Origin of the sequence: Metabacillus mesotrionivorans, from assembly GCF_052171315.1 — a bacterium.
In the GTDB taxonomy this organism is placed as follows: Bacteria; Bacillota; Bacilli; order Bacillales; family Bacillaceae; genus Bacillus_P.
In genome coordinates this window covers 339,529-357,304 of record NZ_JBQMFF010000001.1, presented here as the reverse complement: position 1 = coordinate 357,304, position 17,776 = coordinate 339,529, and the positions used below count along the sequence as shown (strand labels likewise).

Here is a 17,776-nt window from a genome sequence, read left to right as displayed (position 1 = left end):
CGAATGAAGTGATTGAAGCATTGAATCGTAAAACTTAAACCGAATATTGGAACTATTTTTGGTTTTTACATAAGGTCTAATGTTTGTGGTAGTGTAGTACTAATACGCTTGAAATAAACACGCTGCAAGTCAGTGTTCAATTATAATGGAGTGATCGCATGGGTAAAGCTAAAGCAAAAACGAAGAGCAGTAAAGGCGGGACAGGCGGCGGAACCGGCAAAAAGGGCTGGAATCGCTGGCAGGCTAGCGCCAATAAAAAGAAGAGCTTTAAGCCTTATACAAGTAAAGGCACGAAACAGCAAACCGAAGAAAAAAGCTCAAAAGAATAATATGATTGAAAGCACATGGATCCTTTTTGGGTCTTTTTTTATTGTAGAAAAACCTGAAATCTACATCAAGAAGAAATATGAAAAAATATAAGACTGATCCATATAAGCTGCAATCTGATTTTTCACCGATAACCGCTTCCCTTTACGATCGGAACTAAAATCACTGCAAGCAATAACCCGCTAAGGATAAACGGACCAAGGCCCGAGCTACTTTGCCACACTTGCTGCCGAGATCATTCCTAAGGACGTCGGGGTGAAGGAATGGGGTATTTTGGTGTTGGTGAAACAATAGCCATCTCTGTAGGTCCAATGATTGGGATGATGAAACTGAAACTATATGACTTTCAGAGACTGTTTTTAGGAGGAATGGCAGTCCCTCGTGCGTTTCAACTGTCTCTAAGGTAAGTTATAATGAAGACAGAATTACGACGATTTTAGGAGGTTGCTATGAAAAAGAACATTCATGTGGTTGGCGCAGTAATCATTGAAAACGACAAAATCCTCTGTGCCCAACGAGGGAACGGCAAGGTGCTGCCGCTAAAATGGGAATTCCCAGGCGGGAAGATTGAAGAGGGGGAAACACCTCAGGAAGCGCTGCGCCGGGAGATTGAAGAAGAAATGCTTTGCAAGGTGGAAATCGGGGAGAAAATTGAAACAACGGTATATGAATATGACTTTGGAATTGTCCACCTCACCACTTTTTACTGCCAGCTGAAGGAAGGCAAGCCGGTTTTAACCGAGCATGCGGCAATGAAGTGGCTAGTGCCAGGGGAGCTGGACACTCTAGATTGGGCTCCTGCAGATGTGCCTGCTATTGAAAAGATCTCCAGAGAATCTTGCGCTAATTAATAAAGAGCTACTCACAAATTGTGGGTAGCTTATTATATTTCCCACATATTTGCAGGATTTACCATAGTATCATAGAATGAAAGAATACTTGGTAAATAAGGGGATACTATGTCAAATTTAGTTGAGAACTTAACGGCTTCTTTATATAAAGGGTTTATTGATCAGAAGCATACTCGCTCAGGTAATTTCCGACCTGAATTGTTAGTAAATAACACTCAGAAAAATGAAAATGTACTAAACGCTGTACTAGAGGAATTAGAGAAAAGCATCGACTTTATTTTCTCGGTTGCTTTTATTACAGAGAGTGGATTAGCCACATTAAAATCCCATTTGTTAGATTTAAAGCGCAAAGGAATTCGTGGACGAATTTTAACGTCTACCTTTTTAAACTTTAACCAGCCGAAGGTATTTAAAGAGCTTTTAAAGCTAGAAAATGTAGAAGTGCGGACAACTGATATAAAAGGTTTCCATTCGAAAGGATATATTTTTAAACATCATACACATTATTCTCTTATCGTAGGCAGCTCAAATCTAACAGCACATGCCTTAAAAGTAAATTATGAGTGGAACGTGAAGCTTACTTCTCATGAAAATGGGGAGATTGTTCATCATTTTAAGAATCAGTTTGAAGAGGTGTGGGAGAGTGCCCATCTTCTTACTTCTGATTGGATAGAAGCATACGAAAAGTCATACACCCCCATAGCAAGACCAAATGAAATCAATCAATTAATTGAAATGCCCGCTCCTTATGAAACGAATGCTATAGAGGAAGCTCTGAAAATTGTCCCCAATAAGATGCAGGATGCAGCCTTACTACAAATTGCTGCTGTGAGAAAGGCTGGAAAAGATAAAGGCATTATTATCTCTGCCACTGGAACAGGAAAAACGTACCTATCGGCATTTGATGTTCGTCGCTTTGCTCCGAAAAGGATGCTTTTCATCGTACACCGTGAACAAATTCTTTCGAAGGCCAAAACTGATTTTCTAAAGATTTTAGGTGGAATCGAATCTGACTTTGGCATTTACTCTGGAAATAACAAGCAAACACAAGCGAAATATCTTTTTGCAACAATTCAAACGATTTCAAAAGAGGCGAATCTAAATCAATTTGACCCAGAAGAATTTGATTATATTTTAATTGATGAAGTACATAAAGCTGGTGCATCCTCTTACCGTCGAGTCATCGATTATTTCAAACCAAAGTTTTTAATGGGAATGACAGCTACACCTGAACGGACAGATGATTTTAATATTTATCAGCTGTTTGACTACAATATAGCCTACGAAATCCGCTTGCAAGAAGCATTAGAAGAAGATATGCTTTGTCCATTTCATTATTTTGGTGTCACCGACATGGTCTATGACGGAGAGCTGCTAGATGAAGAGGTTTCCTTTTCCAAATTGGTTGATACGGAAAGGGTAGATCACATTGTAGAGAAGCTCTACTACTATGGACACTATGGTGATAGAGTCAAAGGATTAATCTTCTGTAGTAGAAAAGATGAGGCATCTAAGCTTTCATTTGAATTAAACCAAAGAGGGTTACGTACCACTTCCTTGACGGGGGAAAACTCTCAGGATGAGAGAACATTAGCGGTAAACCAGCTTGAAAATGGAAAACTCGATTACATTTTAACGGTCGATATATTTAATGAGGGCATTGATATTCCTTGCATCAATCAAGTGGTGATGCTTAGGCAAACACAGTCCAGCATCATTTTTATTCAGCAGCTAGGAAGAGGTCTTCGTAAGCATGCCTCCAAAGAATACGTAACCATCATTGATTTTATCGGTAACTACAAAAACAACTACTTGATCCCTGTCGCCTTATCTGGGGATAAGTCACAAAACAAGGACAACATCCGCCGTCATGTGAAGGATACAAGCTATATTAAAGGCGTGTCTACTATTAATTTTGAAGAAATTGCCAAGAAGCAAATTTTTAAGGCAATTACAAACAGTAGATTAACATCATTAAAAGTGCTAAAGGATGCATATGTAGAGCTGAAAAATCGCATCGGAAGAATACCCGAGCTATATGATTTTATTCAGCATAACTCTATTGATCCAGTCGTTATCGTGGAAGAGCATTTCAATTACTATCAATTTTTAAAGAAAATAAAAGAAGATGTTCCGGTTATCTCAGAATATGAAAGCAAGGTCCTCACCATGCTTTCCTTAGAGGTACTAAATGGACAACGTCTGCATGAAATTGTATTGCTAGACCTTTTGATGAAGCAAGATAAAGTAAGTATTCAGCTGTTTACGGAAAAAGTGCTACAACACGATTGTAAATTGAGCTCAGAGACGCTTACCTCTGTTCGTCGAGTATTCGACCTCTCCTTCTTTACACAAGTTAGTCGAAAAAAATATGGAGATCGACCAATTGTTGTACTAAATGGAGAAGACTTTACTTTTAGTCAGTCAGTGAAGGAACTGTTAACCAATTCTTATTTTAGTAGAATGGTTGAGGATCTTATTAAGAGTGCTAAGGTTAAGACCAAATCCTTTCAATGCGATCAGCTACTAACAATTAATCAGAAGTATTCACGAAAAGATGTCTGTAAGCTTCTCAACTGGGAGAATGACGAAAGCTCGACTGTATATGGGTACAAAACGAAGCACCAAACCTGCCCTATTTTTATTACGTACCATAAGAAAAGTGAAGTAGAAGAAAGTATAAATTATGGAGATGAATTTCTTAGTCAGGACCTTTTAAAATGGTTCACGAGAAGCAATCGAACGCTTAAATCAAAAGAAGTAAAAGAAATCATCCGAGCTGATGAAAACAACATTGACCTCCATATTTTTGTAAAAAAGGAAGATGGGGAAGGCAGTGATTTTTATTATTTAGGCAAGGCCCACCCAGATCAAGAGAACATTTACCAAAGCAAGATGATCGCTAATGGAAAAGAGCTTCCGGTTGTCCATGTTCATATGGTCATGGAGCAGGCGGTTGATTATAAGGTTTATCAGTATCTTGTGAGTGGGGAAGAGGAAACAAACTAAAAGCGTAGTTTCTTGCAAGTTTTTCATCCTCAAATCATTCAAGTAAACATTATGTAAAAAAAAAGTATTGTAAAATACAAAAGCTTGCCCATTTTCTGGTGCAAGCTTTTGTGAAATATACTTTTCAATTAAGGATTTTTTTTAGTTGATACCAAGATTTTTTCCAGCTCTTTAAAATTCGATTTACCGTGCTACTAGCATAATTGTATTTCTTGTTTGATTTCTCAGTTAGCGTGCCTTTAGTCATGCGATTATTTAATCCTATTGACATTTTCTATGTCGTTCAAAACCTAAATTTCTCACAAAAACAAAAAGCTCATGTTGCCTATTAGACAATCAAGTGCTTTTATATTTATTTAACTGATTAACGAGCTTTCAATAAAGGTTTGATACTACCTAAAAAATACCTATTCTGTTAACATATTTAGAAATTCTTTGAAGCTATTGCTTGTAAAATATGTTACGGGATTTAAATCTGAAGACTCTTCGTGAATCCACACGCATACCGTAGGCTTTTCAGCATTGTTACGATAATCTAAGCAAACAAAGTCACCTGCAAATAAAACAGCTATTGGCAGCAGTTCAGTACCTACTAAGTTTTCATCAAATACAATTCTTTCGTCTAATTGTGTTCTAACTACTCCTATATTGTAATACTCATCATCTCTTTCCCCAGTTACGTTTAAAATACATAGAAACCTATCAATTGCAAAGATATGATTATTACACTTAAAACTATCATTTAAAGGAGTACCACCATTATATTTTTTTATAAATTCTTTGTAAGTCTCTGGTAAAGTTATTCTCCACTTTCTTTCCTTTTCAGAAAGCAAAATATCGTCCGGCAAGGGATAAATAATCGACTCATCTTTAAATTTCATTTTTAATCCTCTCTTTAAAGATATATCATGAGGTCATTATTCTAATGTTTTCTTACTGTGTTCAACCAATCTCATTACATAAAAAAGCATTTGATACTTAAATTCATAATTACATGCTAACTATTATTTTTCTTCCGCTCATCTTTCTATCATTGTATGTTTATAAAACTAAATCCTGATATCCTACTTCTTCTACAACTTCATCTTCAATTTTTATACCCAATCCATCCCCAATGTCCCAAGACACATCACACAAAAACCCTAATCTTTTCTTACCATTCCTCCTAACTTTTCTTACAACTAATTCAGTTGGTTTCACTAAGTCTGCTAAGCCAGTTAAAGAATCTATCTTAGGTGCAATTTTTTTTATTTGTGAATCATCACCTACCATTTCTCTATAGTCTTCGACATTCTCAATATAGTACTTATAGACTTTCTTTTCCACCTCGCTCATAATATTGTTCATAACTTGAATAAAGTGTTGGAATGCATCTCTTTGAGTATTTGAAAAAGCAGCGTCTTCATGCGCATCAACACTCAATAGTATTTTTTTCTCGATGTTAAACAGTCTAATAGTCATTTCGCCTCGCCAGAAATTTTTTTTGTATTCAAGTTCTCCAAACAATTCATCATTAATCACTGTCATTTTATTTTCTCTCCCAACTCAACTTTTATGTTATATTCGCCAACTCCACTCAAATGTTTAAAGACTCTTTTAATCTTTCCTGGTACGAATATTATTTTCTTCTCTCCAGTCACTATGTCTTTTGCTGTCCACTTTTGTTCAGGAGTACTACATTCTTTTGCTAATTCTTCATCAGCAGTTGAAAAATTAGGTTTTCATTCAATAGTGATTTTTTCTAACTTGATCTCACCATAGAAAATGGAGAAAAGGCATCCCATTTTTTTACTCATTTTTTCCTCTATCATTTCCATGGTGGCCGGTTTTAGAGAACCAGCTCCTTGTATGGCTGCTTGCATCACAGCGTGAAAGCGTTAGAATCGTCCCACTGATTGTGCTAATTTCCTATTGAGGATTATTAATTCAAAAGTATCTCTAAATTAGTCAAAGTTTGAATTAATAATAAAATAAAAAGCACTTGTTACCTAATTGGCAAGCAAGCGCTTTTTTTGACTATTATGAGCAGTGTATAAATTTATGTCATTAACAAATTAATTAGTTTTCACAAAAAACTTTGCTTTAAACGATAAACATCCACCATTTCAAAATTTCTCTTAGCATACAAGTTGATATTTCACACATTTTTATAATCAAATAGAATTAAAAAATCTTCTTTCTTGTTAAGCCTTTCTAAATCTGATTCACTATATTCACTAACAACTGTTACCATTCTATTAATTTCTTCTTCTTTCACAAAGCTGGTTTCAACCGCACTTTCCAATATAGTGCTAATACTGTCAGTTGAGATTCCTTCTAATGATTGAGGTAAGTACTTCACTCCTTCACTCTTGAATGCTTCCCAAGATGTATAAGCGACAGCATCAACCATTAAGGACCAAATTCTAGCAATATCTAAGTCATCTTCTTCCTCTGCATATTCAGAAATCCCTGTAAAGTCTGGATTATCAATAAGCTCATATAATTCGTCCCCAGTAACTGTTTGAGATTCAACCCATGACCAACACTTATCTAAAGCTTCTCTACCATCTGAGTATCTTTCATCTTTTACACTAATTTTAATAAACACTTTTTCAGCAATTGTTAAAACAAAGCCGACTTTAACTTCTATTTGTAAGTCATGAAACGATAAATTTCTCATAGTTGCCTCCTAAGATAATTTACTTAATAATTTTACCATCTTTTAATTTGAAAGATAACAATCCATTTACTTTAACACTGTTATCAACTTCTGATGTTACATCTATAATTAAATTAGGATATTTTTTACTAGCCTGAAAAAATATTCCACTTTTCTCGATGGGATAAGGTTTCAGTAACCCCTTACTACATTTATTACAGACACCTCGGGGGTTAGATTGGTGAATTTTCAATATACCTGTTACTGAAATTGGTGCAATGCCAGCTTTATTAATTGCGGAATCAAATTCATTTAATACTCCTTCTTCCGCATGCCTCGTAAACTGTGCTAATTTAGGATTTTTCAGATGATCATATGGAGCTCTGAACTCCCTGTTAGGTAAGATTGAATCTAATGAAGGTAATCCTGCCTCTTTTCTAACTTCTGGTGATCCGCCTTCAAAAGTCAAATGTTCAAGTCCTTTAACATCCGTTTTTCCTACTGCAATAGTATTAGTTTCAGGAACATTCCACTTTTTACGAAGTGCATCCAATTCTTCTTTATCTAATTGGATTTTCCTATTACCCGTACCCCTGACCAAATCTTCAATCTTACCACTTACATCCCCAACAACCCTCTCAACACTCTTCGAAGCATTAACAATTGTATCCCCAGCATTTTTTGCTACATCCCTCAAAGTATCCGAATCCATAGGTTCATTGAATGCAAGTGCTCTTGAAATTGGTGTATTCATCACAGCATCCACCATTCGCCCCACACCCATCTTCGTCCGAACAAGCGGCCCCTTCACAACATCCTCATACGTCTTCTTTAAAAGAACGTTGATTTTCTCAGGATTCAATACATGCTTAGCTTTGCGATAGATGTCCGCTGCCTGGTTGCTGAGGGCTTTCATGTTGACGATGGTTTTGAACAGGTTGGACTGGACAAAGTCGCTGATCTGTTTTTTGTAGCGGTGGGCTTCTTTTATGACGTTTTCCTTCATGTAGTCTTTGAGTTTTGCGGTGTCCATGACGTTGAAGGGTATGCTTTTTGGTTTTTCTGCCTCGGCCAGTTTTCCTAGTTTGCTCAGTTTGCCTGCTTTGCTGACTTTGTCGAGGCCTAATGTGAAGTAGGTGGCGGCGGCCGAGACGATGCCGTATGTGAAGAACCGTGATCTGCTGCGGGCGTCGCCGTTGATGACGTCACGTTCCCATGCAGCTTCAAGGGCCCCTATCATGGCGCCGATGGTTTCGTCGATGTTGATGACGGCGTTTATGATGCCCATGACCAGTCCCGGGAAATCTGTGAAAATGGCTATGATCAGGTCAAAGAGGCCGACGAAGAGATCTTTGACAAACTGGTAGATTCCTTCGGCGATTCCGACAAAGACATCTCCGATGATTTGGAGGAGATTTTTGTCCTCTTTTACATCTGTGTTGGCCGGTTTTTCACAGCTGGCGCCCTGGACTTGTCCATCTGTTTTTACAGTAGCCGGCTGGAAAAGATTTTGCAAGTCGTTTACTTTTTTTACGACCGTCTGCAGTTCATTCTCAAGGTTCGTCAGGAGCGAAGCCTGGCGATGGTCGAATTCTGAGAGCTGTTCGCTCGTTTGATTTTTTTCTCGTCTCGCTTTCTCCACCATTTCTGCGAAGAAGCGGTCGTCTATTTTCGGCAGTGCTACGATGTCAGCGACCCTGTTAATGGTGGCGTTCGTTTCGTTCGTCAGCTGGTTTGTCCGCTCTCTGGCTCTGGTTAAATCCTGTTCGACCTGCTGGTCAAGAAAACTCCGGCGGATATAGCCTGAACGGGAGGGCTCCAGGTTGTGGAGTGATTTTTTCATGCTGTCGAGCGTTGTTTGATAGTGTGCGAGAAAGGCAGAGTAACTCGCCATGACAGGGAGGTGATGCTTTTCATAGAAAAAGCGGATGGCCTCCCCGCCTTCGCCTTTGAAGGCATCATCTAGATCAATGATTCCCTTTACCGCCGTTTCAAGCTGCTTGATCTGCGCTGTCTGAGATGTTATTCTTTCTTTCGTTTTTTCAATGGCCGAGTGAAAGGCATCAGCATCAAGTACATGTGTCATCCGTTCCTCACCTTCCTCCGGCGATCGCAGCGGAAAGATGTTCGTCTGCTTTTTTCATCTGATCGACCGATTGCCGGGTTGCGTCTGCGTTAAGCATCAGCAATTCTTTATAGGTTTCCATCGCTTTTTGACATGCTTCATTTACTTCGTTCAGCTTTTTTATTGCTTCCAGTTCATTTCCCGCTCCGATGCCTGTCGGAAAATCGGTCTGAAAGGCATGGATAGCTGATTTCATGGCACCCAGTGCTTCTTCTATATCTCCGTAATGGATTTTTATTTCCGTTCCCAATCCGTTCCTCTCCCTTTACCGGGTTTTTTCCGAAAGCAATGCTTCTCTCCGCTCTTCTGCTTCAAGTGAGGCAATGGCTGCCTTTACACTGTTAATCTCCGTCATAATCTGCTGAATTTTTTGATCCAGCACCTGGAAAACTTCACGAAATTGAGCCATGTGAATCTCCTCATGTGCCGGCTGTATATCGTTTTCCCCAATTCTATTAAACTCATTGGACAGCTCACCGTACCACGTATTAGACGTTAACTCCGGTTCTGCCGCGAGGTGCCGGCTGCTGAAAAAGTCATACTGATGATCTGACAATTGACTGCTGCATGTGCGCAACCGCTGAAGCTTTTCTTCCAAGTCGCGCAGCTTTGCGTTTTGGGCTGATAAAGACAAAGGTTTGCACCTCCTGTGTATACTTACCTCTTCAAATTTTAGCACTATTTCCCATTTATACCTATTAGTATTTAGTCCCTGTTTGCAGATTCGACACATTTTTTAATGAGTCTAACTGCCTATTTCCCTTTCACTTAGCGTGATGGACTTACCAAAAACACCGCAGTTTTTTATCGAAATCCGCAAAGCGGGACCGCAATTTATCATGTCTTTCTCCAGGAAATGAACAAAACACCTGATGCGGGAGACAATCAGATGTTTTCTAAAAATTATCGTTTTGTTTCTGATTTTAGCTCCATTACCTCTTTTTCAAGTCGATCAATCCGCTTCTTTGTTGTTTTCCTTGATCGTAATAAAATGATGATAAGTGAGAGGATGCCAAACACCAGAACAAGGGTAAAAAGCTGAAAGATTACGTCCCCTGTGTTTACCATTGAGCGGTCTCCTTTCCTGAAAATACGTATAATGATTATACGTTTCAAGCATAAGAAAGTTTCATCCGCTCAAACTGCTACCTGTACCCGCTCCCCTTCACAATCAGCACCAAAATCACTGCCAGGATAAGTCCCCCTAGAATAAACGGCCCGAGACCCGAACTGTAGACAAGATATACTTTCACATGTTTGATGGTCGTGACGATCACATAAACGAAGAAAATCAGGCTTAGTCCGGCAATGAGCGGAACATATGGATTTCGCTTCAAGTTGATCAGCCCTTTTTAAAAGCTTTTAATTATTGGTATGCCTGCGACAATTTGTATCATGCAAAAAAGGCGCTATTCAATGAAGAATGTGCGCCTTTCATACCTTTACATATCCTGTCCTTTTGTCTCCAATTTCTTTGGGAACAAGGTGTAGCTGAAGCTGATGAGAAAATCGACACCAAGGACAAGCGTCCAGATCTGCAGTGTTTTAAATAGCTGATCTGTCTGCTGTCCATTGTTGATATATAAAATAATCGCGCCAAGAAAGGCTGCTCCGATTCCCCATGCAAGGAGATGGCGAAGCCAGCCCTCCCGTTCACGCTTCGCATGTTCTGCTCCGTACTTAGCCTTCTTCGGCGGTTTTTCCCCATTGGCAAATCTGTAGGCAAAGTGCCGGTCCGCCCATTTGATCATACTGTGGCCGAACGCAACGCTGACTCCAATGTATATGGCCGCAATTCCATGCACCATGGTGGCGGTTGCGCCATTTTTCAAATCAAGCACAGTTGCTGCAAGCAGCACTAAGTCAACAACCGGCGTACAAATCAGTAAAAATGCGCCAAGTTTCTTCTTTTTCAAAAGATACCTTGCAGCCAAACCTGCTAATACAAAGACCCAAAATCCAATTTCACATGCAATAATCAGCCAGCCAATCAAGTAAGCTCCCCCTTATTTAACACAAGTGTATGATTTCATAGTAGCAGAATGTTTTTTATAATACAACCGTGTTATAATAAAGACATGCCAAAAATAATTGATCATGACCAGCGAAAACAGCAAATAGCCGAAGCCACGTGGAAAGTGATTGCCGAGGAAGGCATCGAGCAGGCGACGGTGCGGAAGATTGCAAAGGCGACCGGACTGTCTGCGGGAGCCCTGAGGCACTACTTTTCCACACAGTCTGAGCTGCTTTTATATTCCATGAACCTTGTTTCTGAACGGGTAAAAGAACGGACAATGTCCAAAACGTATCAAGGGGATCCGATCGACCTTATAAAAGAGGCCCTGTCGGAGCTGCTTCCGATTGATGATGAGAGAAGACTGGAAATGGAGGTGTGGCTCGTTTTCTCCGTCAAAACACTCGTAGATGCAAAGCTGCGTGCTTTAAGTGAAGATGTTTATGTGGAAATGAAAGAAGGGGTCAGCGCAATCATTCAGCTGCTCGTCAATCTTGGCCTGCTGAAAGAAGAGTGTGATCCGGATGAAGAAGCGGTCAGGCTGCATGTATTTGTCGATGGTCTTGCCGTGCATCATTTGCTGCATCCTGTTTCTTTTCCGCAGCAGAAGATGATGGATGCGCTACAGTATCATTTGAAATCCATTTGTACGTTTTAAAAGGGAGGGCTATTCCGGCCCTCCCTTTAATACTTCCTGCTGCCAGAGCTGATAGAGATAGATCAGCACCGCCATGAGTGTGAAGGTGAAAAGAATTTCCAAGTTTGTATAGTTCACAAGCTTGTACAGACCAAGGCTTTCAAACCACTCATTCAAGGGAAAAGCAAACAAAGCATCAATTGCAAGGTTGATCAGCAAATACAGCTTAAAGTTTCCAAAGGTGAAATAAAAAATCCAGATTGTTCCGACCAAAAATGCTCCGTATACGAACGGAAAATAGGTAATAATCTGCGGCAGGATGGTTTCTTTGACCACCCACCACTTGTATGTATAGGCGAGCTCATTCTGCACCGTTACAAGGAGCGAGGCAAAGATGGCGACCGGCATGAACCGTTTGATGGTTTGCTTGTCCAAGAAAAACAGTGACAGCCATGGAACAATAAACGACGACCAGATGATAAAGTCATTGAGCATACCGTTTCTCCTCACAGGATTGATAGGTATAATCTCTCCTATCCCTGGAAAATCATTCAGTTATAGAACAAAAGAGCGATCGCTGATTCTAGTCAGTGACCGCTCTTTTAGTTACATAGCCGTGCAAATTTCAATATAATGACCGTCCGGATCCGTTACATAGGCGACCGTTTGTCCCCATGGTTTCACTGTTGGTTCCTTTACTACAGGTACGCCGGCGCTGCGCAGCTTTTCAATTGTTGATTCAACATTCTCAACGGTAAATCCAACTTCAAAGCTCTGGGGCGCATCGGTCTCGGGCATGTCCAGTCCAATTAGTTCCTGTACGGACTCACGCGTATTTATTGATAAAGTCGTCGCCCCGGTGTCAAATTCAACATATGTTCCCTGGTGCATTTTCACCTTCAAACCAAGTTGATCACGGTAAAATTTCATTGATTTTTCGAAATCAGTTACATACAGAATGACGTATTTCATCGATAAATTCATTTGCACAGCCCTCTCCGCTTTTAGATTAGCTAATTCCTTCCAACTGCAGCTCTCGCATGCTCCCTCTCCCATTCAAGCAGCCATGCTTTTCGCTGAATTCCGCCTCCGTAGCCGCCGAGACCGCCGTCAGAAGCTATCACTCTGTGGCAAGGGATCAAAATGCAAAGCTGGTTGGCGCCATTGGCCCGCGCAACGGCTCTGTACGCTTTAGGATTGCCCGCCCTAACGGCTAGCTCCTTGTAGCTGATGGTTTCGCCTGGCGGAATCTCTTTCAGAAGCCTCCATACGTTTCGCTGAAATTCAGAACCCGCATCCGAATAAATGGGGGTTTCAAACGTAAGAGATTTACCCGCGAAGTAATCGTTCAGCTCACGTTCAATTTGTTCAAGAACTGAATTGGTCCCAGGAACTATGGCGGCAGAGTGTTTGGCCCTAATGTTCTCCAGTTCTTTTTCCAATCCCCGGCGGTCAACAAATTCAACTAGATAAAGCACTTCTTCATCCGCAACAGCAACCATTGGACCAAGCTTGGTTTCGATCCATTTTGCCGTAAACAGCCGGATGTCCCTGTTTTTCTTCGGGACTGCCCCCATTGTTTTGGCAAAGGCATCGCGGAAGCCATTTCCTGACTCATAGCCGCTGTCCAGCTGAGTGTAAATCAAAGGTTTTCCGTTTCGAATGTGCTGAAAGGCCATCCCGAGGCGCCTTGAACGCGCGTATTCGATAAAGGTCATGCCGAACTGTTTCTTAAATTGCCTTCTGGCGGTGTGCGCAGTAATAGACAGCTCATCAAAATCTTTGTCTGTCCACTTTCGCTGAGGATTTTCCTCAATGGCAGCCACGAGTTTTTTCACTTCCGGCGACAGCGTGCTCGGTGTGCTGAGCGGATGACATCTCTTGCAGGGCCTGTAAGAAGCAAGCGCTGCTTCCTGAGCTGTTTTGAAAAACTCGCAGTTTTCTTTTAAAGGCTTTTTCGCAGGACAAGTCGGCCTGCAAAAGATGCCCGTTGTTTTCACCCCGACAAAGAACGTTCCCTCGTACGATGAATTTTTCTCAATCAGCATGCTATAGTAGTGATCGATCATTTTTTGATCATGTATCATTTGGTTTTTCTCCTTTATAAAGACTAATGGTACTGGTATCTTAACAAAAGGAAACGAATCGAAAACCAGAAAAATGAACATCAATTTTTCTCACACTAAAGGTTCATTTCCTGGCTTTCACCACAAACCTGTGCTGCTTCACTTCAAAAAAGCCCTTCTCTAAAATCTCATTATGAATCGTTAGCAACCGCTCTTTGAAAAGATCAGGGGCAAAATCCGGAACCTGCCAGGGAATGGCCTTTAAATAATAGATGAGAGCCCCAATGTCATAAAAACGCTGAGAAGGATCCTCCTCTTTTGCAAACAGTATGGTAAAGCCGGCTTCTTTAAGTCCATGTACGGCGTTCGAAAGATTCCATTGGAGATATTCCTCATTTGGCTTCACACCAAGAGCCTCATTTATTCCCAGACAATCCAGACCGCCAACCTGCTGTGTCAGGAAGAGTCCTCCCTCTTTTAAGATGCGTCTGACTTCTTCAGGGTCAAAGGATTCATGCTGGTTTAGGATCAAATCAAATTTACCGTCCGAAAAAGGAAGTTCTGCATCGTTATCAATGGAAACAACGGTCACGCCCAGTGGCTCCAGTTTGTTTTTAGCAACCGATACGTTCGGTTCATATCCTTCTGTTGCAGTAACAGATGCAGGGAACGGCTGGAGTTTCGATAAGAATTCACCGCCACCTGTACCCATATCCAGCATGGATGCTGCATCAGAAATAAGAGATTGCGCCATGCTTCCGTAAGACCATGAGAGCAGACCGCTCTGCATTCTTCCGGTTTCTGTGATGAAGGAAAAGTCCCATCCTGTGAAGGGTCTTTCCACTTCTTTCATATACTCCTCAAACTTCATCCTGTTTCCTCCTTGTCATTTTTTATGGCTTATTCAATGAATTGGGGAGGACCTCTAATTGATGCAAAGTGTTGTTATCGTTCGTGATGAAATGGGTTCATGTCAGTCTCCTGTCTGTTTAAACGTTTTGTTACTAGAATTATGTCAAAAGAATAGAATTTTCACAATTCATATTTTTCAATAATCCAGACACGAAAGAACCAGTCCAACAAATTGAACTGGTTCTTTTAATTATGATTTGATAACTTCCAAATAGCGAAGCTGATTTCCGTCTTTCTCAAATACTTTAAACAAATTGCCCTCGGCTTCGATTTCGGTTCCGGTTTCAGCATCGAGATGATGCGTCAGGAACCATCCGCCGATTGTATCGACATCCAACTCTTCAGTATTGAAGGTTGTTCCAAGCAATGTGTTGACATCTTCAATCAGCAGCTTTGAATCCAGGATATAGTGCCCTTCGTTCAGCTTGCGGATTTCTGGAACTTCATCTTCATCAAATTCATCTCTGATTTCCCCGACGATTTCTTCTAAGATATCTTCAGCTGTTACAAGCCCTGAAGTACCTCCGTATTCGTCAATCAGCACGGCCATGTGTGTACGCTCTTTCTGCATTTTTACAAGAAGATCGTGAATGGCGATGGTTTCAATTACATTAATGACAGGATTAATGTAATCGGCAATTTTCAATGTGTGGGGATCCTGCTTGTTCATGACTGCAGCTGTAAGCAATTCCTTGATATTGATGAAGCCCTTAATGTTATCCTTATCCCCGTCAACAACCGGATAACGTGTGTAGTTTTCATTTTTGACAATCTCAAAAATGTTTTCAAAAGAGTCATCAATTGAAATGGATACAATATCCGTTCTTGGAACCATGATTTCTTTTGCAACTCTTTCATCAAACGCAAAGATATTATTCATGTATTTCAGTTCGTTCTTATTGATTTCTCCGCTTTTATAGCTTTCTGAAAGGAGAATTCTAAGCTCCTCTTCAGAGTGCGCTTCTTCATGCTCAGAAGCAGGCTTCAAACCGAACAGACCAACCAGAATTCTTGCTGAACCGTTCAGGAACCAGATAAATGGGAACATAAGACGGTAAAACCAGATGATTGGAACCGCAAATACTAGCGTGACCGCTTCGGCTTTTTGAATCGCAACCGTTTTTGGAGCAAGCTCACCGATTACGACGTGCAGAAACGTGACAATGGCAAATGCAATTCCGAACGAAAGAATATGGGTCATCGTTTCGTTTATATCAAATCGTTCAAACAATGGGTGCAGGAGTTTCTCAACTGTCGGCTCTCCAAGCCACCCAAGCCCGAGTGCTGTTATGGTGATTCCAAGCTGACAGGCAGACAAGTATTCATCAAGATGTGTTGTGACTTTTTTTGCTGCAAGCGAGCCCTTTCTGCCCTCTGCAATCAGCTGATCAATTCTTGAACTTCGGACCTTAACAATGGCAAATTCCGTCGCAACGAAAAAAGCAGTTAATGCAATTAATAAAACAATCAATAAAAGATTTATGGTTGTCAACTAGCGGTCTTACACGGGTAAGACCTACACCTCCAATAAAAGTTTTGTTTAGTTTCAGCCTTCTTCTGACTGACTTCCCTGCACAAAAATCATGACAAATTTAATTAGCTCAAAGAGAGCCATCATCGCACCTGCAACATATGTTAATGCGGCTGCATTCAGTACTTTCTTCACGCCTTTTTCTTCCTCGTTGTACAAGATGCCGTCTGAGATCATCAGATTTCTGGCACGTTTACTTGCATCAAACTCCACAGGAAGCGTGATTAATTGAAAGGCCACCGCCACTGAAAAAAAGATAATCCCGATTCCAATCAGTGAAAGCTGCTGAAGAAGCATGCCCCCGATAAAAAGGAATGGAGCTATTCCTGATGCCAAATTTGTTACAGGGAAAAGTTTATGCCGAAAAACAAGAGCTTTGTATGATTCTTTATGCTGAATCGCATGGCCGACTTCGTGTGAAGCCACGGAAACAGATGCAATAGACCTTCCATAATAAACATCTTCTGACAGTCTCACAACGCGCTGAACCGGATCATAATGATCAGACAGCATTCCCCTCACAGGTTCTACAGGGACATGATGTAAACCGTTTCTGTCAAGAAGTCTTCGTGCTGTTTCAAAACCTGATAAACCAGTGCGCGTCGGGACTTCCGCCCACTTTTTAAAGTTGCCTTTCACTCTGAATTGTGCCCAGATTGAAATTCCCAATGCAATCAGAATCAGGAAATCCATCGGATGAAAAAACATTTCTTTCCCTCCATTAATTAATGTAAGAGCAAAAGCAAGGACTGAATTAATGACAAGCTTTCACTTGATATATTCTTTTTGAGACTCTCATACTTTTCAGGATCTGACTCTTTCAGCTGTTCGAGGGCTTTTGTGACATCCTGTTCCAGCCCCTGAATTTTAAGGCGGAGTTCAAGCACATCCACTTCCTCCGAAAAACGGCTGATGACCCTTTTTTTAATTTCTTCAAGAGAATGCCCTTCTGCTTTGCATTTTTCAATAAAAGCAATTCGTTCTATTGAGGAATGATCATAGTATCTGTAATTTGAAGGAGAACGTTCCGCTTTCAGTAAACCCAGTGTTGTATAATAATCAATTGTCCTCTTAGTCACACCGGTAATTTCAGCCAATTCTCCAATTTTCAGTTTCTCAGCCCCAAGTCAATCCCTCCTAACCGTAACGTGATGGTTTTATTATATGTGTGACAGTTTATGATTACAACTAAAAGGAACAGACTTCGCAAAATTGTCAAAAGTCTGTTCCTGTCATCCCTTCTATATGTTGTCTTTTTCAATAACCTTGAATACCTCTATTATTCTCCGGGTATATACCCAATCACTTTATTCGTTTCTTGATCTACCAGAATAACAGGCGCACTTACAGCCGTGTTTTCAAGGCCCTCAAACTCTACGCTCAAGACTTTTTTGCCTATGTACTGTTTGTCCAATATTTGTGTTTGACTCTCATTTACTGTGTACGCTGCCACTTTTGAATGTTTCCAGTACCCCCTCGTCCTGTTTTCCCATTTATTCTGTTTAATGAAGTTCCATCCTGCTTTTCTTACTTCCTTATATCCATCTTCTTCAGCATTAGAACAGCCTGTCAGCAGCAGGCACAGCAGAAGCAGAATTGCTCTTTTCATAACAAACTCCTTCTATTTAAATATTCCGAAACTTAAACAGATTCTTCTGCGTAT

At 40.5% G+C, this 17,776-nt stretch carries 21 protein-coding genes and 1 pseudogene; 5 read left to right on the top strand and 17 right to left on the bottom strand.

All coding sequences use genetic code 11. The features are described 5' to 3' along the window. Positions 1-158 precede the first annotated feature (158 nt). From ACTSEZ_RS01725 to ACTSEZ_RS01710, 4 genes and pseudogenes are all read left to right on the top strand, one after another. Complete coding sequence (locus ACTSEZ_RS01725) at positions 159-329, top strand: DUF3934 family protein (RefSeq protein WP_369732442.1); 171 nt, start codon at positions 159-161, stop codon at positions 327-329. Positions 330-534: 205 nt separating this feature from the next. Next, positions 535-704 (top strand): annotated as a pseudogene (locus tag ACTSEZ_RS01720) (MFS transporter); the annotation flags it as partial. 72 nt (positions 705-776) lie between these two features. Continuing rightward, entirely contained in the window at positions 777-1,178 is a 402-nt protein-coding gene (locus ACTSEZ_RS01715) for a (deoxy)nucleoside triphosphate pyrophosphohydrolase (RefSeq protein WP_369732441.1), read from the top strand. A gap of 108 nt (positions 1,179-1,286) precedes the next feature. Then, positions 1,287-4,187 carry a DEAD/DEAH box helicase gene (locus ACTSEZ_RS01710; protein ID WP_369732440.1) on the top strand — a complete coding sequence of 967 codons (2,901 nt, stop codon included), beginning with the start codon at positions 1,287-1,289 and terminating at the stop codon, positions 4,185-4,187. Positions 4,188-4,594: 407 nt separating this feature from the next. On the opposite strand, the gene ACTSEZ_RS01705 is transcribed toward ACTSEZ_RS01710, so the two are convergent. The 9 genes from ACTSEZ_RS01705 to ACTSEZ_RS01665 all read right to left on the bottom strand — a co-directional run bounded on the left by ACTSEZ_RS01705 (position 4,595) and on the right by ACTSEZ_RS01665 (position 10,947). Further along, positions 4,595-5,068: an SMI1/KNR4 family protein gene (locus tag ACTSEZ_RS01705; protein ID WP_369732439.1), complete on the bottom strand. Its 474-nt coding sequence runs from the start codon at positions 5,066-5,068 to the stop codon at positions 4,595-4,597. Positions 5,069-5,228: 160 nt separating this feature from the next. Further along, the gene (locus ACTSEZ_RS01700) at positions 5,229-5,714 is read right to left on the bottom strand and encodes a DUF6985 domain-containing protein (RefSeq protein WP_369732438.1); all 486 of its coding nucleotides are present in this window, start codon (positions 5,712-5,714) and stop codon (positions 5,229-5,231) included. A 610-nt stretch (positions 5,715-6,324) separates the two neighbouring features. Beyond that, positions 6,325-6,849: an Imm6 family immunity protein gene (locus ACTSEZ_RS01695; RefSeq protein WP_369732437.1), complete on the bottom strand. Its 525-nt coding sequence runs from the start codon at positions 6,847-6,849 to the stop codon at positions 6,325-6,327. A 19-nt stretch (positions 6,850-6,868) separates the two neighbouring features. Continuing rightward, on the bottom strand, positions 6,869-8,914 hold the full coding sequence (locus tag ACTSEZ_RS01690) for a T7SS effector LXG polymorphic toxin (protein WP_369732436.1): 2,046 nt from the start codon (positions 8,912-8,914) through the stop codon (positions 6,869-6,871). Between the two features lie 7 nt (positions 8,915-8,921). Further along, positions 8,922-9,203, bottom strand: coding sequence for a YwqI/YxiC family protein (locus ACTSEZ_RS01685; RefSeq protein ID WP_369732435.1), 282 nt, complete (start codon positions 9,201-9,203; stop codon positions 8,922-8,924). Positions 9,204-9,218: 15 nt separating this feature from the next. Beyond that, on the bottom strand, positions 9,219-9,587 hold the full coding sequence (locus tag ACTSEZ_RS01680; protein ID WP_369732434.1) for a YwqH-like family protein: 369 nt from the start codon (positions 9,585-9,587) through the stop codon (positions 9,219-9,221). 269 nt (positions 9,588-9,856) lie between these two features. Then, the gene (locus ACTSEZ_RS01675) at positions 9,857-10,021 is read right to left on the bottom strand and encodes a hypothetical protein (protein ID WP_369732433.1); all 165 of its coding nucleotides are present in this window, start codon (positions 10,019-10,021) and stop codon (positions 9,857-9,859) included. Positions 10,022-10,098: 77 nt separating this feature from the next. Next, complete coding sequence (locus ACTSEZ_RS01670; RefSeq protein ID WP_320155750.1) at positions 10,099-10,290, bottom strand: hypothetical protein; 192 nt, start codon at positions 10,288-10,290, stop codon at positions 10,099-10,101. Positions 10,291-10,395: 105 nt separating this feature from the next. Continuing rightward, the gene (locus ACTSEZ_RS01665; RefSeq protein WP_369732432.1) at positions 10,396-10,947 is read right to left on the bottom strand and encodes a hypothetical protein; all 552 of its coding nucleotides are present in this window, start codon (positions 10,945-10,947) and stop codon (positions 10,396-10,398) included. Between the two features lie 84 nt (positions 10,948-11,031). Between ACTSEZ_RS01665 and ACTSEZ_RS01660 the strand changes: the two genes are divergently transcribed. Beyond that, the gene (locus ACTSEZ_RS01660; protein WP_369732431.1) at positions 11,032-11,625 is read left to right on the top strand and encodes a TetR/AcrR family transcriptional regulator; all 594 of its coding nucleotides are present in this window, start codon (positions 11,032-11,034) and stop codon (positions 11,623-11,625) included. A gap of 9 nt (positions 11,626-11,634) precedes the next feature. Here the strand turns inward: ACTSEZ_RS01660 and ACTSEZ_RS01655 are convergent, their stop codons facing one another. From ACTSEZ_RS01655 to ACTSEZ_RS01620, 8 genes are all read right to left on the bottom strand, one after another. Beyond that, positions 11,635-12,099, bottom strand: coding sequence for a hypothetical protein (locus ACTSEZ_RS01655; protein WP_369732429.1), 465 nt, complete (start codon positions 12,097-12,099; stop codon positions 11,635-11,637). Between the two features lie 111 nt (positions 12,100-12,210). Further along, the gene (locus ACTSEZ_RS01650) at positions 12,211-12,588 is read right to left on the bottom strand and encodes a VOC family protein (protein WP_369732428.1); all 378 of its coding nucleotides are present in this window, start codon (positions 12,586-12,588) and stop codon (positions 12,211-12,213) included. A gap of 29 nt (positions 12,589-12,617) precedes the next feature. Next, complete coding sequence (locus ACTSEZ_RS01645) at positions 12,618-13,691, bottom strand: bifunctional transcriptional activator/DNA repair enzyme AdaA (RefSeq protein WP_369732427.1); 1,074 nt, start codon at positions 13,689-13,691, stop codon at positions 12,618-12,620. Positions 13,692-13,794: 103 nt separating this feature from the next. Further along, positions 13,795-14,541, bottom strand: a complete 747-nt coding sequence (locus tag ACTSEZ_RS01640; protein WP_369732426.1) for a class I SAM-dependent methyltransferase — start codon at positions 14,539-14,541, stop codon at positions 13,795-13,797. A gap of 231 nt (positions 14,542-14,772) precedes the next feature. After that, positions 14,773-16,074, bottom strand: a complete 1,302-nt coding sequence (locus ACTSEZ_RS01635; RefSeq protein ID WP_369732425.1) for a hemolysin family protein — start codon at positions 16,072-16,074, stop codon at positions 14,773-14,775. Positions 16,075-16,128: 54 nt separating this feature from the next. After that, positions 16,129-16,821, bottom strand: coding sequence for a zinc metallopeptidase (locus tag ACTSEZ_RS01630; RefSeq protein WP_369732424.1), 693 nt, complete (start codon positions 16,819-16,821; stop codon positions 16,129-16,131). Between the two features lie 17 nt (positions 16,822-16,838). Beyond that, complete coding sequence (locus tag ACTSEZ_RS01625) at positions 16,839-17,210, bottom strand: MerR family transcriptional regulator (RefSeq protein ID WP_369732423.1); 372 nt, start codon at positions 17,208-17,210, stop codon at positions 16,839-16,841. Positions 17,211-17,392: 182 nt separating this feature from the next. Beyond that, positions 17,393-17,722, bottom strand: coding sequence for a hypothetical protein (locus ACTSEZ_RS01620; protein WP_369732422.1), 330 nt, complete (start codon positions 17,720-17,722; stop codon positions 17,393-17,395). Positions 17,723-17,776: the final 54 nt, after the last annotated feature.